Genomic DNA, 24,802 nt, shown 5'->3' with positions numbered 1-24,802 from the left:
ACACAGATTTAACGGATTTACACTGATTTTTAAATTATTTAAATCTGTGTTTCTAAAATAGCATTTAAGACTCCGATTTTCATCGGAGTTTTTTATTACATTTGATTGAAACAACATTCTTATGAATTTAGATGTACAAGCTTACAACAACTCTCAATCAACAGAGGACCAATTAATTTGTAATGCATTGGCAGAACAAATCAACTTCTATTTACCAGAAGCGGAAAATAAAATTTGGCATGCACATCCCGTTTGGTTTTTAGATGGCAATCCCATTGTAGGGTACAGCAAACAAAAGAAAGGCATCCGATTACTATTTTGGAGCGGAAAATCGTTTGATGAAAATAAATTGAATGTATTAGGCGGTAAATTTCAAGACGCTTCTATTTTTTATAATTCGGTTAACGAAATTGACACAATCGATTTAAAAATTTGGCTTCAAAAAGCAAAAGAAATTCAGTGGGATTACAAGAATATTGTAAAACGAAAAGGCGTTTTGAAAAGGTTAAAGTAAATTATATTTAAAGAAATTTGTTATGAAAATCATTATTTTGCTTTTATCTATTCTATCTTTTATTAATTGTAATAAAAGTGACTCAGAAAAATCCGAAAAATGGATTAAAAACTCGAAAGGTGAAATTTATATTGCTATTTTAGAAACATATTCATGGGAAGGAGCAACACCAACGTTTCTAACTAAAAAAGAAGTTGAAGAAGTAAATAAAATTTTACCAAAAGCTGTAGAAAAAATGAACATTGACATAAAGAAAATGTTTCACGATACACCAACTGAGTGGCCAAATTTAATTGTTAGCCTCAATAATTATAAAAGACAATACTTTCCTTATATTAACAAAAAAACAAAACAAAAAGAAGTATTTGTAAGTTGCTTTTGTCGGGTTGACAATGATAAATGGAAAACTGAAGGTTTTAATGTTTTAGGAGGTGGTAATTGTTATTTTTATGGAACCATAAATTTATCAACTGGAGATTTTAATAACTTTATGACAAATGCTCCAATGTAAATAAGTACTATTCAAAAATAAACCCATAAAAAAACTCCGATTTTCATCGGAGTTTCTGTTTTTATTCATTCATCGAAATTAAGAATTCTTCGTTGTTTCTGGTTTTCTTGAAACGGTCGTGGATGAAATCCATAGCTTCTACTGGATTCATATCGGCTAAGTATTTACGCATAATCCACATTCTTTGAATGGTATTTTCGTCTAATAACAAATCGTCGCGACGTGTACTTGAAGAAACCAAATCGATTGCAGGGAAAATACGTTTGTTGGCAATTCTTCTGTCCAACTGTAATTCCATATTTCCTGTTCCTTTGAATTCTTCGAAGATTACTTCGTCCATTTTAGAACCGGTTTCTGTTAATGCAGTTGCGATGATACTCAACGAACCACCATTTTCTACATTACGAGCCGCTCCAAAGAAACGTTTTGGTTTTTGTAAGGCATTCGCATCTACACCACCACTCAATACTTTTCCTGATGCTGGTTGAACTGTATTATAAGCTCTTGCTAAACGCGTAATCGAGTCTAATAAAATCACTACATCGTGACCACATTCTACTAAACGTTTTGCTTTTTCTAAAACAATATTAGCAATCTTAACATGCTCTTGTGGCTCTCTGTCGAAAGTTGAAGCAATTACTTCACCACGAACGCTGCGTTGCATATCGGTTACCTCTTCCGGACGTTCATCAATTAATAAAACAATTAGATAAACTTCAGGATGATTGGCAGCAATAGCATTCGCAACATCTTTCAATAACATGGTTTTACCCGTTTTTGGTTGGGCTACAATCATACCACGTTGTCCTTTTCCAATTGGCGAAAACAAATCAATAATACGAGTCGAAATAGTACTACTACGTTCTGCTAAATTGAATTTTTCTTTTGGAAATATTGGCGTTAAATGATCAAAAGCAATTCTATCACGCACTACTTGTGGGTCATGACCATTGATTTTCAACACTTTTACTAATGGAAAGTATTTCTCTCCTTCTTTCGGAGGGCGCACTACTCCTTTTACTGTGTCTCCTGTTTTTAATCCAAATAAACGAATTTGAGACGTTGACAAATAAATATCATCTGGAGACGCTAAATAGTTGTAATCTGACGAACGTAAAAATCCGTAACCATCAGGCATCATTTCTAAAACGCCTTCACTTTCAATAATTCCGTCGAACTCATAATCAGGTTCTCTGAAATTTTGTTTTTTATTCTGGTGTTGGTTTTGATTTTTGTTGGTGTTCCCATTATTACCATTTGATGCTTCTGGTGCAACATTCTTTTTGTAATCAGGATGGTTGGGATTATTTTGATTTGCCTTGTGATTTGGATTTTTAGGCTGAATCTTTTCTTTTGGAGTAATTTCGGTTGCAACGGCTTCGGTAGTTGCTTTTTCTTCTGAAGTAGTTACTTCATTTTTATTTTCTGGTAAAGGCTTTTTGTTTTTAAACTCTTTACGAGGTTGTTTTAGGTTTTGCTTTGGAGCTGATTCAGAAACTTCTTCTTTTTCTTTCTTCTCTGGTTGGGTGGCTTCGACTTTTACAGGTTCAGAAAACAAGTCTTTTTTAACTTCTGAAGCTTTCGCAATTCCTTTTTTTGGAGCAATTCGTGCCCTTTTTTCTTTTGGCTTTTCTGTCGTTGGTTCAGGAGCTAAATCTGATTTAATAACTTCTGGTTTAGCTGCTTGCAAATCTAAAATCATATATACCAAATCGTCTTTTTTTAGCGAACGGTATTTATTAATTTTCGCAACTTTTGCAATCTCTTGCAAATCAGAGAGTTTCATCTCCTTTAATACTTCAATATCAAACATGGATATAAGTTGAATAAAATTGTTGATAGGGTTAAAACAAAAAAATGATAGATTTTTTTTGAGGTGTAAGGTGTCGCAGAATGAAGTACTTACGACTAATACATTGCAATAATACGAATAAATTTGAATATAACAATAGTTTTAATTGAAAAGAAATACTATTTTTGCTCAACAAATCAATACAAAAATGATACAAAGAATTCAAACGGTTTATATGGCTATCAGCGCTATTGCGATGGGCGCTTTGCCATTTGTATTTTCTTTATGGACAACTACAGATAAAAAAGAAGTGTTTTTTACTTCTTCTTTATTGTACATCATTTTTTTCGTGGTTTCAGCTTTACTAGCGGTTTTTAGTATTATCAATTTTAAAAAGAGACAACATCAATTTGTGTTAAACAGATTGAACATGATATTTAACTTTATTTTACTAGGATTTTTTGTGTATCGCTCGCTAAACTTATCCGGAGAAACTATAGTTTCAGAGAAGGGTATTGGGATGTTTCTTCCTGCAATTTCTATCGTTTTATTAGTCTTGGCCAACAAGGCAATTAAAAAGGACGAAGATCTCGTAAAATCTGTTGATCGATTACGATAAACCTATCATCTTAGTTTATTAGTGCGAAGAAAAAATCCGAAGCGAAAGTTTCGGATTTTTTTGTTTTAGAAAAGAACAGATGAATAACGAACTTGGAACAACGAATATTGAAGTTTAAGAATTATTTCTTCCCTAGTTCAATCACCTCCAAACTCTGGATTTTATCACCATCAATTTCAAAACGCAACATCGTTCGTACTTGGTGAAAACCATATTTTCCACATGCGCCAGGATTCATATGTAATAAATTCAACTTCTTGTCGAATTGCACTTTTAGAATATGCGAATGACCACAAATGAATAATTTAGGAGGATTTTTTGTGATTTCAGCTCGAATTGCCTGATTATATTTATCAGGATAACCGCCAATATGGGTAATCCAAACATCAACTCCTTCACAGAAAAAACGATTGTTTAATGGGAATTCTAAACGTGCTTTTTCATCGTCGATGTTGCCATAAACGGCACGAAGTGGTTTTAATTTTTTAATCGTATCTGTGACTTCTAAATTTCCAATATCGCCTGCGTGCCAAACTTCATCGGCTTGGTTGACGTATTTCAAAATGGCGTCATCAATGTGACTGTGCGTGTCGGATAACAAGAGAATTTTCTTCATAAGACAAAATTAAGTTTTTATTATCACAATTTGAAAGGAACTTTACTTTTGAATTTCGTAAATTTGCATGCTATTTAAGAAAACCGAACACCCAATTTTGAGATATTTCATAGAATTTGCCTACAACGGAAAAAACTTCCACGGATTTCAGAGTCAGCCTGACGCCACTTCGGTACAGGAAACTTTGGAAAAGGCGCTTTCTACCCTTTTCAGAGAAACTATCGCCATCGTAGGTGCCGGAAGAACCGATTCAGGTGTACATGCCAAGCAAATGTTTGCGCATTTTGAAACCAAATTGGAATTGGATTCCGACTATTGGACACACAAATTGAATTCGTTTTTACCGCAGTCGATTGTAGTGTATCGTCTTTTTAAAGTGGCAGATGATGCTCATGCGCGTTTTGATGCAACTTCTAGAACTTACGAATATTACATCCACGCGTTTAAAGATGCGTTTATTACCGATGGAAGTTGGTACCATTCGCATCGTTTGGATTTGGACAAAATGAATGAAGCGTGTAAAATTTTATTTGAATACATTGATTTTGAGTGTTTTTCTAAAGTGCATACCGATGTGAATACCTTTAATTGTAAAATTTCGGAAGCGAATTGGAAACAATCGGGAAATCAGCTTATCTTTACCATCACTGCTGATCGATTTTTACGCAATATGGTGAGAGCGATTGTAGGAACTATGGTAAACATTGGTTTAGGAAAAATTGAAGTCGCTGATTTAAGAACGATTATCGAAAGTAAAAACAGAGGAAAAGCCGGATTTTCAGTTCCAGCACACGGATTGTATTTGGTGAATGTTAGATATCCTTATATTGAAGACAGAAAATAGATTTTAGAAAATAGAACAAAGAATATAGAAAATAGATAAATGAAGCTCATCAAATCCAATTCACTAAAAAAAGTATTGCACTATGCGAAGCCTTACCAAAAAAGGTTCAATTGGGTAATCGTTTGGGCTATCTTACTTTCTATTTTCGCTGCAGCGCGTCCGTATTTATTGAAACAAACGGTTGACGAATACATCAAACCCGAAGACAAACACGGATTACTTTTATACGTAGTTTTAATGGCGGTGGTGCTTTTATTAGAAGTATTGGCGCAATTTTACTTTACGTATTGGGCAAACTGGCTCGGACAAGACATTATTAAAGATATTCGCGATAAATTATTCCATCACATTACTTCGTTTAAAATGAAGTATTTTGATAATGAACCTGTTGGGAAATTAGTAACGCGTTCGGTTTCGGATATCGAATCGATTGCTAGTATTTTCAGTCAAGGATTGTTTATGATTGTGAGTGATGTACTGAAAATGATAGTGATTTTAGGTATTATGTTTTTCATGAACTGGAAATTATCATTAATCGTATTAGCTGCAATGCCTGTTTTAATTTACGCTACCGATGTTTTCCAAAAGAAAATGAAAGTCGCATTTAACGAAGTTCGAAACGAAGTAGCCAACCTAAACACTTTTGTTCAAGAGCGATTAACAGGAATGAAAATCGTACAATTATTCAACAGAGAAGCAATTGAATTAGAGAAGTTCAAAGAAATCAACCAAAAACACAATGTAGCTTGGTTGAAAAACATTTTGTACAACTCCATCTTCTTCCCTATTGCCGATATCGTTTCATCATTAACTCTTGGTGCGATAGTATATTACGCCGGAATTTCCATCATTAATGGTGACACATTAACTACTGTGGGAGATTTGTTTGCTTACACTATGTTAATCAATATGTTATTCAATCCATTACGTCAAATTGCAGATAAATTCAACGTGATGCAGATGGGAATTATCGCTGCAGATAGAGTTTTTGAAATTTTAGAAAAAGAAGAAAACGTTCAAGATAATGGAACGGTTGAAGCGACGCATTTTAAAGGTTTAATTCAATTGAAAGACGTTCGTTTTAGTTATATCAAAAACGAAGAAGTTTTAAAAGGCATTAATTTAGAAGTCCAACCCGGTGAAACTATTGCTATTGTGGGAAGTACAGGTGCTGGGAAATCGACCATCATCAATTTATTGAATCGTTTTTACGAAATTGATTCGGGCGAAATCACTATTGATAATCAGAATATTAAAAACTATAAATTAGAAAGTCTTCGCAAGCAAATTGCTATTGTGTTGCAAGATGTATTCTTATTTGCTGATACCATTTACAACAATATTACACTTCATAACGACGCAATTACTAGAGATGATGTAATCACAGCCGCTAAGAAAATTGGTGTGCACGATTTCATCATGTCTTTACCAGAAGGCTACGATTACAACGTAAAAGAACGTGGTGTGATGCTTTCTTCGGGCCAACGCCAATTGATTGCCTTTTTGAGAGCGTATGTGAGTAATCCAAGTATTCTAATTTTAGATGAAGCAACATCTTCTATCGATACGCATTCGGAAGAATTGATTCAAAAAGCTACAGAAACTATCACTAAAGATAGAACTTCTATCGTAATCGCCCACCGATTAGCAACCGTTATCAACGCGAGTAAAATCATCGTTATGGATAAAGGGCAAATCGTAGAATTCGGAAAACATAGCGAATTGGTGAATAAGCCAAATGGTTATTATAAGAAATTGTACGATTCTCAATTTGCTGTGGAGGTTGAATAGTGTAGTGTTCAGTATTCAGCGATTAGTGTTCAGTTTTAGAACGCGGATAACACAGATTGAACGGATAATCGCTGATTTTTTTGTGCTCCTTGTGCTTTCTTTGTGTGCTTTGTGGTTAAGATTTCCTCTGCGTTTCTTTGCGTAAAACTTTGCGAACTTTGCGTTTAAACTTTTAAAATAATTCCTTAAATTCGCAACTTATAAATAAAACTGAAATACTTTTAAAAATGAAATACGATATCATAGTTTTAGGAAGTGGTCCTGGTGGTTATGTAACTGCTATTAGAGCATCACAATTAGGCTTCAAAGTAGCCGTTATCGAAAAAGAAAATTTGGGTGGAATTTGTTTGAATTGGGGTTGTATTCCAACGAAAGCATTATTAAAATCGGCTCAAGTTTTTGATTACCTAAAACATGCTTCAGATTACGGATTAACCGTTAAAGAATTCGACAAAGATTTTTCTGCTGTTGTAAAACGTTCTCGTGATGTAGCAGAAGGAATGAGCAAAGGAGTTCAATTCTTAATGAAGAAAAATAAAATCGACGTTATTGATGGTTTTGGAAAAGTAAAACCAGGTAAAAAAGTAGACGTTACTGCTGCTGACGGAAAAGTTACTGAATATTCAGCAGATCATATCATCATTGCAACAGGAGCACGTTCTCGCGAATTACCAAACTTACCACAAGATGGTAAAAAAGTAATAGGTTACCGCCAAGCAATGACATTACCTGAGCAACCAAAGAAAATGATTGTTGTGGGTTCTGGTGCGATTGGAGTTGAGTTTGCTCATTTCTATAACGCAATGGGAACTGAAGTTACGATTGTAGAATTCATGCCAAACGTAGTTCCAGTAGAAGACGAAGACATCTCAAAACAATTTGAGCGTTCGTTGAAAAAAGCAGGAATCAACGTAATGACGAATTCTTCTGTTGAACGAATTGATACTTCTGGAAACGGGGTAAAAGCATTCGTTAAAACTGCAAAAGGAGAAGAAGTTTTAGAAGCAGATATCTTATTATCAGCAGTTGGAATTAAAACCAACATCGAAAACATTGGATTAGAAGAAACGGGTATTGCTACCGATAGAGATAAAATCTTAGTTAACGCTTATTACCAAACAAACGTTCCAGGTTACTACGCAATTGGTGATGTAACGCCAGGACAAGCTTTAGCGCACGTGGCTTCTGCTGAAGGTATTTTATGTGTGGAGAAAATTGCTGGTTTACATGTTGAGCCATTAGATTACGGAAATATCCCAGGTTGTACGTATGCTACTCCAGAAATTGCTTCTGTGGGTATGACTGAAAAACAAGCGAAAGAAAAAGGATACGAATTGAAAATTGGTAAATTCCCATTCTCAGCTTCAGGAAAAGCAAAAGCAGCTGGAACTCCAGATGGATTTGTAAAAGTAATTTTCGATGCTAAATACGGCGAATGGTTAGGTTGCCACATGATTGGTGCCGGAGTAACCGATATGATTGCTGAAGCAGTTGTAGCCCGTAAATTAGAAACAACAGGACACGAAATCTTAAAAGCAGTTCACCCTCACCCAACCATGAGTGAAGCTGTTATGGAGGCTGTAGCTGATGCTTACGGTGAAGTAATTCACTTATAAGTAAAAAGTACAAAGGTAAAAGTACAAAGTATATAGAGAAATCCGATTTGTGAAAGCAGGTCGGATTTTTTTGTTGATAACTTGGAAAGGGTTTGTAGGAAAAATTGATTATATTTGAGAAACTAAAGTGTTTATAAATTATCTTGATAAATAGACAAAATTTGCATTTAACACTTATAAACATCTACATGTTTGAATAAATTATATGAAAAAATTACAAAAAATAGAATTAATCGATAAAATTGGTAGAGAACTTCAAGAGAGAATGAAATTCAGTGAAATTGATAGTTATTTTGAAAGTTACGGAATACCTACCAATCATCAACCAAGTTATAATAGTAAATACGTTTATGTAAGAGAGGTTTTGCCAAAAGTACAAGATGAAATCATATTAGAAATTGCTACCGAATTAGGAATTGAACATGAAACTAATTATTTAAATTCTAATTTAGTAAAAGAAAGTGAAGCTACATTCTGGAAACCAGGACATTTTAAACTTTTTATTAGTCACCTAGCAAGTTTTAAAGCAACAATTGCAATTTTAAAGACAGAACTTGAAAAATATGGAATTTCATCATTTGTTGCTCACGAAGATATTGAACCAACAAAGGAATGGCAAAGCGAAATCGAAAAAGGACTATTCACAATGGATGCTTTTTGTGCAGTATTAATGGAAGGTTTTAAAGAGAGTAACTGGACCGACCAAGAAGTGGGGGTTGCAGTTGGTAGAAATGTATTGATTATACCTATACGCAAAGGGCTTGATCCCTATGGATTTATTGGAAAATATCAAGGATTTCAAGCAATTGGAAAAAACATAGGACAAGTAGCAGAAGGAATATTTGAAATTATATCAAGAAACGAAAAAACAAAATCAAAATATTTAAATACTCTTGTGGAATTAATTCTACTTTCAAACACAGCTAGCCAAGGAATTGAAAGATTAAATGCACTTAAAAAAATTAAAGATTTACCAAAAGAAAAAATTGAATATTTACAAGAAAAAATAATTGAAAACGAAAATCTTAAACAAATAAAATTTTTAAATCCATTTAACGAAATAGCATGGAAATATGAGCTTGAAGGTTTAAGTCTAAAATCATTTGAAAAAGTAAAAGTTCAAGACTATGATGATTTACCATTTTAAGAATGATAACATGAAATTCAAAGAATCACTACAATGACACAACAAATTTTATTTCTTATCGTAGTTTTAATTGGAGCCTATTATTCTCGTAAATACGGGAATAAAGCAAAACGTGACATTGAAAAATACAATCAGAATAAAGAACAAGATAATATTAATAACAAACCTGATTAACCTGATTGCATCACTCCTACACGAATAACAAACAAAAATCCGACTCCACCACAAGTCGGATTTTTTACTACAACTCTTACAAACATCCTATTTTATCTGACTAAAAATCACTATATTTGATTGTAATTAAGATGCTTCATGAAAAAATATTTCGACAATCTTACTGAAGCTTTACAAAACTTCCTCATCGAAGTGGGCGAACTCTCCTACTTTGCAGGGCGTTTTTTCAAAGAATTTTGGAAACCTCCTTACGAATTCAAAGAATTGTTACGTCAGTGTTTTTATATTGGAAATCGCTCCTTGTTGTTAGTTAGCGTTACGGGTTTTATCATTGGTTTGGTTTTTACCTTGCAATCGCGACCTACGTTGCAGGAATTTGGTGCCGTTTCTTGGATGGCGTCTATGGTGAGTGTTTCTATTATTCGAGAAATTGGTCCCATCATCACCGCTTTAATTTGCGCTGGAAGAATTGGCTCAGGTATTGGTGCCGAATTAGGTTCCATGAAAGTAACCGAGCAAATTGATGCGATGGAAGTTTCGGGAACCAATCCCTTCAAATATTTAGTCATTACGAGAATTTTAGCGACTACGTTGATGTTGCCATTACTCGTAATCGTAGGCGATTTTATTGCTATTTACGGTTCGTTTTTAGTGGAAAACATCAAAGGAAATGTGTCGTTTACGTTATATTTCAATCAGGTTTTTAATATTTTAGAATACAGCGATATTGTACCGGCTACCATCAAAACCTTCTTTTTTGGGTTTGCGATTGGTTTAGTGGGTTGCTACAAAGGATACAACTGTAAAAAAGGTACGGCTGGCGTAGGAAAAGCAGCAAATGCAGCTGTAGTTTATACTTCGATGTTGCTTTTTATTATTGACTTTGTAGCAGTTTTTGTAACGAACATTTTTTACGATTTATAGCCATGACAACTCCAACCAAAAAAGCGATTATCACCATCAAAGATTTGCACAAACAATTTGGCAGCAATGTGGTTTTGAATGGTTTCGATTTAGAACTCTATGAAGGAGAGAATTTAGTGGTGATGGGAAAATCGGGCTCGGGAAAATCGGTGATGATTAAATGTGTAATTGGCTTAGAACAACCTGATAGCGGTTCGATTTTAGTCATGAATGAAGAAATCAACAACCTAGAACAAGAAGATTTAGATGAATTACGCACCGAAATTGGATTTTTATTTCAAGGAAGCGCTTTGTACGATTCGATGTCCGTTCGTGAGAATTTAGAGTTTCCATTGCGTCGTCACACGAAAAAATTTGGAGTTATTGAAGACACTACGCCTTTGGTGATGGAAGCCTTAGAAAGTGTTGGTTTAGCCCATGCCATTGATTTGATGCCGAACGAACTTTCGGGCGGAATGAAACGTAGAATTGCTTTAGCCAGAACCTTAATTTTAAAACCCAAAATTATCTTATACGACGAACCCACAACCGGTTTAGACCCGATTACGTCAAAAGAAATTGTACTTTTGATGAATTCGATACAAAAACAATACAACACCTCATCGATTATCATTACACATGATGTGGATTGTGCAAAAGTTATTGCCAATCGCATGATTTTATTGATAGATGGAGTGAATTATATAGAAGGATCGTTTGACGAATTAGCTAATTCAACCGATCCGAAAGTACAAGCATTTTTTAAATAGTTTTAGCAATGGAAAAATCAAATTCACAAAAAATACAACTCGGAATCTTTGTTATCATTGGAACATTAGTTTTCTTAGCTGCGATTTATTTTATTGGAAATAAGCAAAATATGTTTGGTAATACCTCACATTTGAAGGCTGTTTTTGTTAATGTGAATGGATTGCAACCTGGAAATAATGTTCGTTATGCCGGAATTGATATTGGTACGGTGAAAGAAATCGAAATGATTAACGATACGACTATTAGTGTTCATATGATTATTGATAACAAAATTATGGAACACATCAAGAAAAATGCGATTGCTACCATTAGTTCGGATGGTTTGGTGGGCAACATGATTATCAATATTATTCCTGGAAAAGGCGAAGCTCTAAAAGTTAAAAATGGCGATACGATTCAATCCTATAGCCGAATTGGAACTGATGCGATGTTAGAAACCTTAAATGTAACGAATGAAAATGCCGCCATGTTAACCGCTGATTTATTAAAAATCACACAAGAAATCACACAAGGAAAAGGAACGGTTGGAATGTTAATTCGCGATACGATAATGTCGAAAAATCTTCAAGAAACGATGAATTATTTGCGAATTACGAGTAAAGGAACTTCGGAATCAGTGGCTAGTTTGAATAAGTTAATCAATGAATTAAATCGAAAAGACAATGTTATCGGTACATTAAACGATACGGTTGTGGCGAATAGAATGAAGAAAATTATAATCAATTTAGAGAAATCAAGTAATGAAATTGATAAAGTAGTGACTAATTTAAATGGTACCATTACCAATGTTAAAGAAGGAAAAGGCGCTTTAAACTACCTTTCAAATGATCCGAAATTGGTAAAACAAATTGATTCTACCATGACCAATTTGAATAAAGCGAGTATCAAGTTGAATGAAGATTTAGAAGCTTTGAAACACAATTTCTTATTTAGAGGTTATTTTAAGAAACAAGCGAAGGAAAAAGCAAAAGTAAATTAAAAAAAAAGCTGTCATTTTAAAGTGACAGCTTTTTTAATAGGTTATATTATCGATGATATTCGGTAAAAAGTTCTCCTGTTACACCACTATCGTTGATTAATGTTTTAATTTTCATATAATTAGCATTCAAAACCACAACTTTTGACATTTCGCCATCAATTTCTAAATTATCTGTTGTTACGTCATAAAAATATTCACCCGAAGTTGAAGAAGCTTCGATAGGTGTTGTTTCAGAATAATTCATAGAAGGAATCGAAACAGTTATGTATGCACTAATAACATCATTGTCATAAGTCCCGTCCGTTTTGAACTCCATTGTTCCTTCAGAATCACCTTCTAAATTAGTATTTACTCCATTGTAATTTGCTTTTCCATACATTCTTCCTAATTGCCAAACACCTTCAATATTTGCGGTTGTTTTGTCACTTTCTTCATCATTACTACATCCATTTAAAAATAAAATAGACATTAATACAAAAGTCACTTTTAGAGAATTGCTTAAAAATTTCATGTTGTTATTTGTTTAGGTTATTTATAATTTTTCCTTCACCAAATTTAATACCAATTCAAATTGTTCTTTTTTGGTCAAGCTTGAGTTGTCTACTTCAATAGCATCATCTGCTTTTACTAAAGGAGAATCTTCTCTATGCGTATCAATATAATCGCGTTCTTCAACGTTTTGAAGTACGTCTTCGAAAGTAATGTGTTGTCCTTTTTCTACTAATTCATCAAAACGGCGTTGTGCTCTGGTTTTTGAACTTGCTGTCATGAATAATTTCAAATCGGCATCAGGGAAAACTACGGTTCCGATGTCTCTTCCATCCATCACAATGCCTTTGTCTTTACCCATGGCTTGTTGTTGTTCGACTAATTTTGCACGCACTTCTGAAATTTCGGCTACTTTACTTACCATACGCGAAACTTCGATGGTTCTGATTTGCGTTTCTACATTCTCGTTATTCAAATACATTTCAGCAAATCCTAAAGTAGGATTGAATTGAAAACGTAAATTGATATTTGGTAATTGAGCTACTAATCCTGCTGCATCTAAATGCGTTTCAGAAACTAAATTGTGTTGCATCGCATAATAAGCTACCGCGCGATACATCGCACCTGTATCTACATAAACGTAACCCAACTCTTTAGCCAATTGCTTAGCCAATGTACTTTTTCCTGTTGACGAAAAACCGTCAATTGCTATGGTAATTTTTTTCATATGTTGCCACGAAGACGCCAAGGCGCTAAGTTTTTTATTATTAAATCTATTGACTTTTTTTAAACATATAAGTCATATAAGTTTTTCTTAAGTAATATTTTGTGAATAATTAAGTTCATTTAAGCTAACCTCTTTTTACTTTTCACTTTTTACTTTTCCCTAATTCAAATCAATCATCAAACCAAACAAACTCGTATTGGCAGCGATGGTATATCGGGAATACGAATAATCGAATTTCACTTTTCCAAATCGCAATCCAAAACCAACTGATATTCCGGAGAAATTACGTTTGTCTACAATTCGTAATTCTTCGCCTCTTCTAAAGTTGTAACCTAATCTTAAATTGAATCCTTTTTCTGGAAATAATTCGGCTCCTAAAATTACGTGACGTAAAGCGTTATTGAAAAACGATACTTTTTCCTCTTCCGAACCTCCATCTAAACTTCCTTGTGCTCTGTTGGGATTAGAAAAAGCAATATTCCACTGTTGTAAGTTTTCTAACGTAACATGCCAACGAATCGGTACATGCAGCATCAATTGCGAAATTCCAGCATCAATAGCTAAAGGTAATTTTTCATTTGTATCTTGATAAGGTTTTATTTGAAATCCTAAATTTCGAACCGTCAATCCATAATTGATATCGTTATCAACATCAACATACAAAAATCCTAAATCTACGGCTGCTCCCCAAGAATTATAACTTTCTAAAGTGGAGGAAATTAATTTGGCGTTTGCCCCAACATACATATCGGTCCAAGGTAAATTATAGGCATAACCTAGTGATAATGCAGCTTCACTTCCTGTAAAATCAGAAGTTAAATTTCCTAATTCGTCTCTTCCTTCAAATGTTCCGTAATTGATATAACTAATTCCTGCATGAAAAGTTTGCAAATGGCGGTCATACGTGTAAGCATAAGCAGCAGTTCCATAAGAAACTTCTCCGTAGTAACTTCCATAATTAGCCGATAAACGATTGTGCATTTTTTCGTTAATCGTTGCTGGATTGTAAAACGCTTGGTTAACGTCGTAATCCACAACAGTAACCGTTTTTCCACCCAAAGCCGCTTGTCGAGGCGATTGTGCTAAGTTCAAAAACTGATATACGCTCTTACCTCCTATTTGGCCAAATGTAGCAGCCGATAGCAGTAGGGATAAAAGGAATACGAGTTTTCTTAGCATTTTTTGATGTTAATCTTACTTATAACGCAACTGCGAAGATAAAATTATATCGGTTAGGAAACAAAAAAAGAACTCCCAATAAATGAATTATTGAGAGTTCGTATTTTAATTGTTTTGAAATTACTTTTTACTTTCTAAAACTTTAGCGTTTTTCACCTTTTGATTTGTAATAGCAATGTCTAAAACTTCGCTCATTCGATCAACGTAATGGAACGTTAAACCTTCGATGTAATCCGCTTTAATTTCTTCGATATCACGTTTGTTTTCTTTACACAAAATGATTTCTTTGATGTTTGCTCTTTTCGCAGCTAAAATCTTTTCTTTGATTCCGCCGACTGGCAACACTTTTCCACGAAGTGTGATTTCACCTGTCATGGCGATGTGTTTTTTCACTCGTTTTTGGGTGAAAGAAGACACCATCGAAGTTAACATCGCAATTCCGGCACTTGGTCCGTCTTTTGGCGTTGCTCCTTCTGGAACGTGAATATGAATATTATAATTATTCAAAACTTCTGGATTAATTCCTAAAAATTCAGCATTAGCACGAATATATTCTAAAGCAATCGTAACCGATTCTTTCATAACCGTTCCTAAATTTCCCGTCATCGTCATCGCACCTTTTCCTTTCGAAATTAAAGATTCGATGAATAAAATATCACCACCGACTGATGTCCACGCTAAACCAGTAACTACTCCAGCTACATCGTTATTTTCGTATTTATCTCGTTCCATACGTGGTGATTTTAATACTTCTAAAATATCAGCATCCGAAACTTTTACGTTATATGGTTCTTCCATAGCAATCGATTTTGCTGCATGACGCACCATTTGAGCGATTTTCTTTTCTAAACCACGAACACCTGATTCACGAGTGTAACCTACTACGATTTTTTCTAATTGCTTTTTACCAATTTGTAAATCTTTAGCCGTTAATCCGTGTTCTTTTAATTGTTTTGGCAACAAGTGTGTTTTAGCGATTTCTATTTTCTCTTCAATTGTATAACCTGTCATTTCGATAATTTCCATACGGTCGCGAAGTGCTGGCTGAATGGTTGACAAACTATTTGAAGTCGCAATGAACATCACTTTTGATAAATCATACCCCAATTCCAAGAAATTATCATGAAATTCTTTGTTTTGTTCTGGATCTAAAACCTCCAATAAAGCCGAAGATGGATCTCCGTTATGACTTGAAGATAATTTATCAATCTCATCTAAAACAAATACCGGATTTGATGTTTTTGCTTTCTTAATATTTTGTAGAATTCGTCCTGGCATAGCTCCGATATAGGTTTTTCTGTGACCGCGAATTTCCGCTTCATCACGTAAACCACCTAATGACATTCTAATATATTCTCGTCCTAAAGCTTCAGCAATAGATTTTCCAATTGACGTTTTACCAACTCCTGGAGGTCCGTACAAACATAAAATTGGCGATTTCATATCATTTCGCAATTTTAAAACTGCTAAATGTTCGATAATTCGCTTTTTAACATCTTCTAAACCATAATGATCTCTATCTAGAATTTTTTGAGCGCGTTTTAAATCGAAATTATCTTTGGTAAATTCGTTCCAAGGTAATTCTAAAAATAACTCAATATAATTGCGTTGGATACCAAAATCTGGTGAATTTGGATTGGTACGTTGCAACTTAGACAATTCTTTTTCGAAATGTTGCGCTGTTTTATCGTCCCATTTTTTCTTTTTCCCTTTGGCACGCATTTCTTCAATTTCTGCTTCATAGGAAACACCACCCAATTCTTCTTGAATGGTTTTCATTTGTTGCTGCAAGAAATATTCACGCTGTTGTTGATCTAAATCGAAACGGACTTTTGACTGAATATCGTTGCGAACTTCTAATTTTTGAAGCTCTAAGTTCATGAAACGCAAAGTTTCAAGCGCTCTGTCTTTTAAATTTGGAATCGATAATAATTGTTGTTTTTCTTCAACCGAAAGATTCATATTAGAAGAAACAAAATTGATCAAAAACGGATTACTTTCAATGTTTTTGATTGCAAAAGTAGCTTCTGTTGGGATATTTGGACTTTCCTTGATAATTTGGATAGCCAATTCCTTAATCGATTCTACAATTGCTTTGAATTCAACATTTTTAGCATCAGGTCGTTCTTCTGAAACTTCTTTAATTGTAGCTCTCAAATAAGGTTCTTCCTGAGTAAAACTTTCAATTTCGAAACGTTTTTTCCCTTGAAGAATTACAGTAGTATTTCCATCAGGCATTTTTAAAACGCGCATGATACGAGCTACTGTTCCGATATGATGTACATCGTTTGGAGTAGGTTCTTCAACATTTTCATCAATTTGCGCCACTACACCAATGATTTTTCCTTTGGCATTGGCATCATTGATTAATTTAATCGATTTATCTCTTCCGGCAGTAATTGGAATAACCACTCCTGGGAATAAAACGGTATTTCGTAGAGGTAAAATGGCAATATCTTCAGGTAGAGCCTCATTATTCATTTCTTCTTCATCTTCAGGCGTCATTAACGGAATCAATTCCGCATCTGGATCCATTTCTTGAAGTGACAAATTGTCAAGCGCTAGTATTTTTTGATTCGGCATAATAATATTTATGGTCTTTTTGTCAGTAATTATCATTTGAAATACCATTCAAAGGTACGCAGAAAAGCGCTATTTTATTGATAATCAAATCATAAAATATTTTTAAATAGCAATTTCAAAAGTAATAGTTCAAGATGTGTGCCAAGAACCTTACTTTTTAGGAACTCGTAACAAAAGAAGTAATCCTACCACAAAAAATAAAATTAAAAATAAGATGGCATTTTGAATTTTACCTGTAACATCAGCAATGTAACCATAGGTAAACATACCGATTACAATACCAATTTTTTCCGCTACATCATAAAAACTGAAAAACGAAGTCGTGTCTTTTGCGTCTTCAGGAATAAATTTAGAATAAGTAGAACGGGATAACGATTGAATTCCTCCCATTACTAATCCTACAAAAGCGGCAGCAATATAGAAATCATTTGGAGAAACAACAAAATAGGCATAAGTACAAATTAAAATCCAAGAGAAATTTAAAAGTATTAATACTTTGATATTTCCATATTTAGCAACAAGTTTTGATGTTAGCCAAGCTCCTAAAACCGCAATTAATTGAATTAATAAAATACTCACAATTAATCCCATGGTCCGCTTACTATCACTTCCCCATTGCACTTCCTTTTCTCCAAAATAAGCCGCAATAATCATAATAGTTTGAACTGCCATACTATAGACAAAGAATGCACCTAAATAACGTCGTAAGGATTTCAATTGATTTATTTGTTGCCAAACTTTTCGTAACTCTTTAAAACCATTGAATAGTACATTCTTATGCAGTTTATTATCATTTTTATTATTTGGTAAGTAGTAATAAGTGTATTGACTAAAGCCTAACCACCAAATACCTACTAAAAGAAAAGAATAACGCATCATTTGCATTGCTTTAGCTTCTTCAGACAATAATACCATTGCTAAACAAATCAATAACAAAACAACACTACCCACATAACCCAAACTAAATCCTTTTGCGCTTATTTTATCTTGTTGTTCTTTGTGAGCAATATCGGGTAAATAGGAATTATAGAACACTAAACTTCCCCAAAAACCTATTAAAGCAAGTAAATACGAAACTAAACTTAAAACAATTTTATCTTCGTCTATATCAAAAAAATATAAAGACATACAAGAAATAGCTCCTACATAACAAAAAAGTTTCAAGAAAAACTTCTTATTTCCTAAGTAATCGGCAATTCCTGATAATAATGGCGATATAAAAGCAATGATTAAAAATCCTAAAGCGGTAACGTAACTGATTAAAGCCTCACTTCGAATAGAAAATCCAAACAGAACAATTTCTTCAATATTTTTTTGACGAAATAAAGCTCCATAATACAATGGAAAAATAGTTGAAGAAATCACCAAAGCATAAACTGAATTCGCCCAATCGTAAAAAGCCCAAGCATTTAAAAGTTTTGAATCTCCTTTTTGAAGTTGTTGCATAGCAATTGTTTTAAAATAAAAAATCCCGACAATGTCGGGATTCAAATATAATAGTAATTTTTTAATTATTTAAAAGTAACACCAAACTTGGCTGCTTCTGCTTTAGCTTTTGGTATTAATTCTTTAATTTTAGCAATACGAGTTGCATTACTAGGGTGTGTACTCATAAATTCTGGTGGTGCTTGTCCTCCAGATTGTTGCGCCATTCTTTCCCAAAATGCTACAGCCGTATCAGGATTATATCCTGCAATTGCCATTAAAGTTAATCCAATCATATCTGCTTCACTTTCATGCGCTCTACTAAATGGTAACATTCCACCAAATTGAGTAGTAGCACCATAAGCTGTCATTGCTATTTGTTGCGTTTCTTGAGATTTATTTCCTGTAGCTACCGCTACTCCTGCTGCCCCAGCTTGTTGTAAAACACCTGCGCTCATTCGTTGTTGACCGTGATTGGCTAAAGCATGTGCTACCTCATGTCCCATAACAGTTGCCATACCGGCATCGTCTTTACAAATTGGCATGATACCCGTGTAAAAAACAATTTTTCCTCCAGGCATACACCAAGCATTTACTTCTTTGCTATCTACTAATTTATATTCCCAAGCGTATCCTTCTAAATAATTAGCATATCCGTTAGCATTTAACCAACGTTCAGCGGCAACTTTAATTTTAGATCCAACTGTCTCTACTCTTTTCGCATCGCTTGTACCCGTAATTACTTTATTTTCAGATAAAAACTGATTATATTGTTGAAAAGCTGAAGGCAAAATTTCACTATTAGGGACTAACGCTAAAGTACTCTTTCCTGTAAATGGATTTTTAGCACACGATATCACAAGTGCAAAAGCAAGAAGTACTACAATTTTAAATTTCATATTCATAAGTAATCGATTTTTTACAAAATTACATCTTTTTTTAATTTTAAGCTGTTTGTCAGATTCAATTTTTGCGTCATTTTTTAACTATATTTTATAATCAAATTTTAAACCGAACATCATATAAATTGTAACTTGCACAAAATTTCTGAATATGTCCAAAAAGAAACAAAAACAATCGCAAGTTATTGAAATACCTCAACCTATTTTGTATACAGCTAAATTTTTACAAGCTATTTCATCAAGTCTAACAACTAAATTTGCGGCTAAACTTTTTACAACTCCCATTCGTCATAAATTACCAAAACGTGAATTACATATGGAACGCGAAAGTGTTCAAAAAAGTATTATGATTCCTGAGATAAACAAAGAAATCGTAGTGTATGAATATGGCAAAAGCGATAAAAAAGTACTTTTAGTTCATGGTTGGTCTGGTAGAGGAACGCAATTAGTAAAAATTGCGGACGAGCTTCTAAAAATGGGCTACATGACCATAAGTTTTGATGCTCCAGCACATGGAAAATCAAAAGGTAATTATTCGATAATGACCGAATTTATTGCTTCCATTTTAGAGTTAGAGAAACAATATGGTTCGTTTGAATATGCGATTGGACATTCGCTTGGTGGGATGTCGGTTTTGAATGCTATAAAGCAAAATCTGAATGTTAAAAAAGCGGTCACTATTGGAGCTGGCGATATCATTCAAGATATTATTGATGATTTTATCAAGAAATTACAATTAAAACCAGAATACGGAACCAAATTAAGAGATCATTTTGAAAAACGATTTGTTGGAAAAATGGATGATTATTCAGCATACAAAGCTGCTAAAACAATTAAAATCCCAGTTTTAATTATGCATGATAAAGAAGATGATGATGTTTCCGTGAAAGCAGCTTATCATATTCATGAACATTTACAAGGTTCAGAATTGATGATTACAGAAGGTTTAGGCCATCGTAAAATTTTAGGCGATGAAGCTGTGATAAACAAAATCAAAGAATTCATTTCAAAATAAAAAAAGTCCTTCAGTTTGAAGGACTTTTGCTTTTTTTTTAGAAGTTTGGAGACAAATTGTATTTTTTGTAAAAGTTGTCTAATGCTTCTAATACCTCATCTTCTGTATCAACTACTTTGATTAAGTTCATATCTTCTGGACTCGCGTTTTTCATTTTGTCAATCATGACATTTTTAATCCAATCTAACAAACCTGACCAAAATTCGGTTCCTACTAAGATAATTGGGAATTTTCCAATTTTCTTCGTTTGAATTAACGTAACCGCTTCGAATAATTCGTCTAAGGTTCCAAAACCTCCTGGCATTACAACGAAACCTTGTGAATATTTTACGAACATTACTTTTCTTACGAAGAAGTAATCAAAGTTTAAGTTTTTATCTTTATCGATATACGGGTTAAAGTGTTGCTCAAAAGGCAATTCGATGTTTAAACCTACCGAAGTTCCGCCTCCATAATGAGCTCCTTTGTTTCCTGCTTCCATGATACCAGGACCACCACCAGTAATTACACCGTAACCCGCTTTACTGATTTTATAAGCGATTTTTTCAGCTAATAAATAATATTTGTCTTCTGGTTTTGTTCTTGCTGAACCAAAAATAGAGACACAAGGACCAATTCTTCCCATCGATTCGTAACCATTTACGAATTCCGACATGATTTTAAAAATTGCCCATGAATCATTGGTTCTTATTTCGTTCCAAGTTTTTTGCTTGAATTTCTCTTGAATTCTGTGTTCTTCGTTTTCGTACTGATCTGCTGCCATAGTAATTTTAGTTAATTTGTTTGTAAACAAACTATTACGATTAAATAATAAAGTTTTAGCAGTGTTGTTGTGTGTAGTAATTAGGTTGCTAAGATAATTCTTTTTTCAAAAACTGCGCGGTATAACTTTTTTTATTTTTCACAATTTCCTCAGGAGTTCCTTTAGCTACAACTTCTCCGCCACCTTTTCCACCTTCGTAACCAATGTCGATAATGTAATCTGATAATTTTACAACATCTAAATTATGTTCGATAATCAACACCGTATTTCCTTTATCAACTAACTTATTTATAACATCCATTAACACCCGAATGTCTTCAAAATGTAATCCTGTTGTAGGTTCGTCTAGAATATAAAACGTATTTCCTGTATCTTTTTTAGAGAGTTCCGTTGCTAATTTGATGCGTTGTGCTTCACCACCTGAAAGCGTTGTACTTTGCTGACCTAATGTGATATACCCCAATCCAACATCTTGAATGGTTTTTACTTTTCGATAAATTTTTGGGATATTTTCGAAGAAATCTACTGCTTCATCTACCGTCATGTTCAACACATCTGAAATTGATTTCCCTTTGTAACGAATTTCCAATGTTTCTCTGTTGAAACGTTTCCCCATACAGGTTTCGCATTCTACATAAACGTCAGGCAAAAAGCTCATTTCAATCGTTCGCACTCCAGAACCTTCACAAGTTTCGCAACGACCGCCTTTTACATTAAAACTAAATCTTCCTGGTTTATAACCACGAATCATCGCTTCAGGAACTTGAGTAAACAAAGTTCTTATTTCAGAGAAAACATCTGTATAAGTCGCTGGATTCGAACGCGGTGTTCTTCCAATCGGACTTTGGTCGATGTCGATTACTTTGTCGATATGTTCTAAACCTTCTATTTTTTTGTAAGGTTGTGGTTTTTTAACAGCATTGAAAAAATGCGCATTTAATATCGGATACAAGGTTTCGTTAATCAAAGTTGATTTTCCACTTCCTGAAACTCCGGTAACACAAACCAATTTTCCTAATGGAATTTCAATCGAAACATTTTTCAAATTATTTCCTGTTGCGCCTGATAGTTTGATGGATTTTCCGTTGCCTTCACGACGTGTTTTCGGTACTTCAATCTGCATTTTACCACTCATGTATTGAGCCGTAATGGTATTTTCTTTCAACAATTCTTTCGGCGTTCCTTTACTGATGATTTGTCCACCAAAACGACCTGCTTTCGGACCAATATCAATAACATAATCGGCACGTTCAATCATGTCTTTGTCGTGTTCAACCACGATTACTGAGTTACCAATGTCGCGTAAACTTTCTAATGATTTTATTAAGCGTTCGTTATCTCTTTGGTGCAAACCAATACTTGGTTCATCCAAAATATACAGTACCCCAACCAATTGAGACCCAATTTGCGTTGCCAATCGAATGCGTTGGGCTTCTCCGCCCGATAGTGATTTTGAACTTCGGTTTAAGGATAAATAATTCAGACCTACATCCAATAAAAATTGTAATCTAGCCGTAATTTCTTTTAAAATCTCAGTTGAAATTACTTGTTGTTTTTCAGAAAGATGATTTGGTAAATCGGCAAACCATTCGGATAATTCGGCAACGTCCATTTGGACTAACTCACCAATATTTTTTCCGTTAAGTTTGAAATATAATGACTCTTTTCTCAAACGCGTTCCTTCACATTCTGGACAATCATTTTCATCCATAAATTCTTTTGCCCAACGTTTGATACTAGCTGAATCGGAATTATCGTATTGATTTTTGATGAAATTTGAAATTCCTTCAAAATCGATTTTATAGTCCTTTGTGATTCCCATAACCTTTGAAACGACTGAGAATTTCTCGTTTCCACCATACAAAATCATATCCATTGCTTCTTGAGGAATGGTTTCAATAGCATCAGTTATTTTGAAATCATATTTTTGTGCGATAATTTCCAATTGCTTGAAAATCCATGAACTTTTATATTCGCCCAAAGGAGCAAAACCACCATTTTTAATCGATGATTTCGGGTTTGGGATAATTTTTTGAAGATTGATTTCATTCACCGTTCCTAATCCGTTACAACACGGACAAGCACCTTTTGGAGAGTTGAATGAAAAATTATTCGGTTCCGGATTTGGATACGAAATTCCGGAAGACGGACACATTAAATTACGACTGTAAAAACGTACTTCTTTACTTTCTTGTTCGATGACCATCATCACATCTTCGCCATGATACATCGCAGTTTTGATACTTTCTGAAAGTCGCTTATCAGTGTCTTCTTCTGTATCAATCGCCATTCTATCAATTACGATTTCGATGTCATGCGTTTTATAACGATCGACTTTCATGCCGTATTCTAAATCACGAATTTCGCCATTCACACGAACTTTTAAGAAACCTTGCTTCGCAATTTGCTCAAATAATTCGCGATAATGTCCTTTACGAGAACGAACCACCGGTGCTAAAATATTGATGCGTTTTCCATTGAAATCCTCTAAAATCAATTGTTTTATTTGCTCATCAGAATACGAAACCATTTTTTCTCCCGTATTGTAACTGTAAGCATCAGCGCCACGAGCGTACAATAAACGTAAGAAATCGTAAATTTCGGTAATTGTTCCCACAGTAGAACGAGGTGATTTACTCGTGGTTTTTTGCTCAATAGCAATCACAGGCGAAAGTCCGTCGATTTTATCTACATCAGGGCGTTCTAATCCGCCAAGAAATTGTCGAGCGTAAGCAGAGAACGTTTCTATATATCTTCGTTGTCCTTCCGCATAAATCGTATCAAAAGCCAATGACGATTTTCCTGATCCCGATAAACCAGTAATAACCACAAGTTTTTCTCGTGGAATGGTAACATCTATGTTCTTAAGATTATGAGCTCTCGCTCCAATAATTTCAATTGTTTCTTCTGTGTGTTGCATGTTTTTTTGGCAAAACGCAAAGATACTATTTTGAATGTAGAATAACTAATGTGTTTAAATTTAAAATTGATTTACAAAGCGGGCTCATAATCCATAATTGCCTCTCGTAACCAATCAGGAATTTCAATAGATTTGCCTAGTGTTGTATCAATTAAAACCTGAACACTTTTGCCTTTTGCATGAATAACTTCGTTATTTTCTTTATCAAAACTGGTAATTAAATATTCTATTTCAAAACTCTTAGCACCTAATGAAGATGTTCTTAATTTGATCGTTGGTTCAGCAGCCGTTAATTTTAATTCTTTAAAATAATCGCATTCAATATGTGCAATTACAAACATGTGTTTGGTCCAATCCCATTTAGGACATGCTGTTGGCATATAGTAACCGCGACCCATTTGAAAATACTCAAAATAATATACATTATTAACGTGATTTAATGGATCTAAATCATTCCAGCGAATGCTTAAAGGTAATGAAAATTTGAAATCCTGAAGATGTATTGTAGACATATGTAAATGT

The 24,802-nt window shown here is 34.0% G+C and carries 23 protein-coding genes; 12 read left to right on the top strand and 11 right to left on the bottom strand.

The features are described from left to right. Positions 1 to 121 precede the first annotated feature (121 nt). Both IM755_RS10795 and IM755_RS10790 read left to right on the top strand, forming a co-directional pair. Positions 122 to 514 (top strand): DUF1801 domain-containing protein, encoded by a 393-nt coding sequence (locus IM755_RS10795; protein WP_194096683.1) that lies wholly within the window; start codon positions 122 to 124, stop codon positions 512 to 514. A gap of 22 nt (positions 515 to 536) precedes the next feature. Next, complete coding sequence (locus IM755_RS10790) at positions 537 to 1,025, top strand: hypothetical protein (protein ID WP_194096681.1); 489 nt, start codon at positions 537 to 539, stop codon at positions 1,023 to 1,025. A gap of 61 nt (positions 1,026 to 1,086) precedes the next feature. On the opposite strand, the gene rho is transcribed toward IM755_RS10790, so the two are convergent. After that, positions 1,087 to 2,838, bottom strand: a complete 1,752-nt coding sequence (gene rho / locus IM755_RS10785; protein ID WP_194096678.1) for a transcription termination factor Rho — start codon at positions 2,836 to 2,838, stop codon at positions 1,087 to 1,089. 187 nt (positions 2,839 to 3,025) lie between these two features. Between rho and IM755_RS10780 the strand changes: the two genes are divergently transcribed. Continuing rightward, complete coding sequence (locus IM755_RS10780; protein WP_111567593.1) at positions 3,026 to 3,436, top strand: DUF4293 domain-containing protein; 411 nt, start codon at positions 3,026 to 3,028, stop codon at positions 3,434 to 3,436. Between the two features lie 121 nt (positions 3,437 to 3,557). Here the strand turns inward: IM755_RS10780 and IM755_RS10775 are convergent, their stop codons facing one another. Further along, on the bottom strand, positions 3,558 to 4,052 hold the full coding sequence (locus tag IM755_RS10775; RefSeq protein WP_194096676.1) for a metallophosphoesterase family protein: 495 nt from the start codon (positions 4,050 to 4,052) through the stop codon (positions 3,558 to 3,560). Between the two features lie 97 nt (positions 4,053 to 4,149). On the opposite strand from IM755_RS10775, the gene truA reads away from it, so the two are divergent. The 8 genes from truA to IM755_RS10735 all read left to right on the top strand — a co-directional run bounded on the left by truA (position 4,150) and on the right by IM755_RS10735 (position 12,277). Next, positions 4,150 to 4,896, top strand: coding sequence for a tRNA pseudouridine(38-40) synthase TruA (gene truA, locus IM755_RS10770; protein WP_194096674.1), 747 nt, complete (start codon positions 4,150 to 4,152; stop codon positions 4,894 to 4,896). Positions 4,897 to 4,935: 39 nt separating this feature from the next. Then, positions 4,936 to 6,687 carry an ABC transporter ATP-binding protein gene (locus IM755_RS10765; protein ID WP_194096672.1) on the top strand — a complete coding sequence of 584 codons (1,752 nt, stop codon included), beginning with the start codon at positions 4,936 to 4,938 and terminating at the stop codon, positions 6,685 to 6,687. 227 nt (positions 6,688 to 6,914) lie between these two features. Beyond that, positions 6,915 to 8,303 carry a dihydrolipoyl dehydrogenase gene (gene lpdA, locus IM755_RS10760; protein ID WP_194096670.1) on the top strand — a complete coding sequence of 463 codons (1,389 nt, stop codon included), beginning with the start codon at positions 6,915 to 6,917 and terminating at the stop codon, positions 8,301 to 8,303. Positions 8,304 to 8,508: 205 nt separating this feature from the next. After that, positions 8,509 to 9,450 (top strand): toll/interleukin-1 receptor domain-containing protein, encoded by a 942-nt coding sequence (locus tag IM755_RS10755; RefSeq protein ID WP_228063938.1) that lies wholly within the window; start codon positions 8,509 to 8,511, stop codon positions 9,448 to 9,450. Between the two features lie 33 nt (positions 9,451 to 9,483). Then, positions 9,484 to 9,624 (top strand): hypothetical protein, encoded by a 141-nt coding sequence (locus IM755_RS10750; protein ID WP_194096667.1) that lies wholly within the window; start codon positions 9,484 to 9,486, stop codon positions 9,622 to 9,624. A gap of 138 nt (positions 9,625 to 9,762) precedes the next feature. Beyond that, entirely contained in the window at positions 9,763 to 10,548 is a 786-nt protein-coding gene (locus tag IM755_RS10745; RefSeq protein ID WP_073583580.1) for an MlaE family ABC transporter permease, read from the top strand. A 2-nt stretch (positions 10,549 to 10,550) separates the two neighbouring features. Next, entirely contained in the window at positions 10,551 to 11,297 is a 747-nt protein-coding gene (locus tag IM755_RS10740; protein ID WP_194096665.1) for an ABC transporter ATP-binding protein, read from the top strand. An 8-nt stretch (positions 11,298 to 11,305) separates the two neighbouring features. After that, on the top strand, positions 11,306 to 12,277 hold the full coding sequence (locus IM755_RS10735) for an MlaD family protein (protein ID WP_194096664.1): 972 nt from the start codon (positions 11,306 to 11,308) through the stop codon (positions 12,275 to 12,277). A gap of 46 nt (positions 12,278 to 12,323) precedes the next feature. Here the strand turns inward: IM755_RS10735 and IM755_RS10730 are convergent, their stop codons facing one another. The 6 genes from IM755_RS10730 to IM755_RS10705 all read right to left on the bottom strand — a co-directional run bounded on the left by IM755_RS10730 (position 12,324) and on the right by IM755_RS10705 (position 19,579). After that, positions 12,324 to 12,788: a hypothetical protein gene (locus IM755_RS10730; protein ID WP_194096662.1), complete on the bottom strand. Its 465-nt coding sequence runs from the start codon at positions 12,786 to 12,788 to the stop codon at positions 12,324 to 12,326. A 21-nt stretch (positions 12,789 to 12,809) separates the two neighbouring features. Further along, positions 12,810 to 13,493 carry a (d)CMP kinase gene (gene cmk, locus IM755_RS10725; protein ID WP_194096659.1) on the bottom strand — a complete coding sequence of 228 codons (684 nt, stop codon included), beginning with the start codon at positions 13,491 to 13,493 and terminating at the stop codon, positions 12,810 to 12,812. Between the two features lie 159 nt (positions 13,494 to 13,652). Then, positions 13,653 to 14,672 carry a type IX secretion system protein PorQ gene (gene porQ / locus IM755_RS10720; RefSeq protein ID WP_194096657.1) on the bottom strand — a complete coding sequence of 340 codons (1,020 nt, stop codon included), beginning with the start codon at positions 14,670 to 14,672 and terminating at the stop codon, positions 13,653 to 13,655. Positions 14,673 to 14,792: 120 nt separating this feature from the next. Next, complete coding sequence (lon, locus tag IM755_RS10715) at positions 14,793 to 17,255, bottom strand: endopeptidase La (RefSeq protein WP_194096655.1); 2,463 nt, start codon at positions 17,253 to 17,255, stop codon at positions 14,793 to 14,795. 150 nt (positions 17,256 to 17,405) lie between these two features. After that, a complete protein-coding gene (locus IM755_RS10710) occupies positions 17,406 to 18,701 on the bottom strand; it encodes an MFS transporter (protein WP_194096653.1) in 1,296 nt (431 codons plus the stop codon). Positions 18,702 to 18,766: 65 nt separating this feature from the next. Then, entirely contained in the window at positions 18,767 to 19,579 is an 813-nt protein-coding gene (locus IM755_RS10705; RefSeq protein ID WP_194096812.1) for a M48 family metallopeptidase, read from the bottom strand. A gap of 154 nt (positions 19,580 to 19,733) precedes the next feature. Here IM755_RS10705 and IM755_RS10700 point away from each other — a divergent pair, with 154 nt between their 5' ends. Further along, positions 19,734 to 20,597, top strand: a complete 864-nt coding sequence (locus IM755_RS10700; RefSeq protein ID WP_194096651.1) for an alpha/beta hydrolase — start codon at positions 19,734 to 19,736, stop codon at positions 20,595 to 20,597. A gap of 37 nt (positions 20,598 to 20,634) precedes the next feature. Here IM755_RS10700 and IM755_RS10695 read toward each other — a convergent pair whose 3' ends face one another. The 3 genes from IM755_RS10695 to IM755_RS10685 all read right to left on the bottom strand — a co-directional run bounded on the left by IM755_RS10695 (position 20,635) and on the right by IM755_RS10685 (position 24,792). Beyond that, positions 20,635 to 21,360 (bottom strand): LOG family protein, encoded by a 726-nt coding sequence (locus tag IM755_RS10695; protein WP_194096649.1) that lies wholly within the window; start codon positions 21,358 to 21,360, stop codon positions 20,635 to 20,637. 88 nt (positions 21,361 to 21,448) lie between these two features. Continuing rightward, on the bottom strand, positions 21,449 to 24,280 hold the full coding sequence (gene uvrA, locus IM755_RS10690; protein WP_194096647.1) for an excinuclease ABC subunit UvrA: 2,832 nt from the start codon (positions 24,278 to 24,280) through the stop codon (positions 21,449 to 21,451). A gap of 71 nt (positions 24,281 to 24,351) precedes the next feature. Next, complete coding sequence (locus IM755_RS10685) at positions 24,352 to 24,792, bottom strand: acyl-CoA thioesterase (RefSeq protein WP_194096645.1); 441 nt, start codon at positions 24,790 to 24,792, stop codon at positions 24,352 to 24,354. Positions 24,793 to 24,802 lie beyond the last annotated feature (10 nt).

Source organism: Flavobacterium proteolyticum (assembly GCF_015223105.1).
Classification (GTDB): Bacteria; Bacteroidota; Bacteroidia; order Flavobacteriales; family Flavobacteriaceae; genus Flavobacterium; species Flavobacterium proteolyticum.
This window is presented reverse-complemented; position numbering and strand designations above follow the sequence as displayed.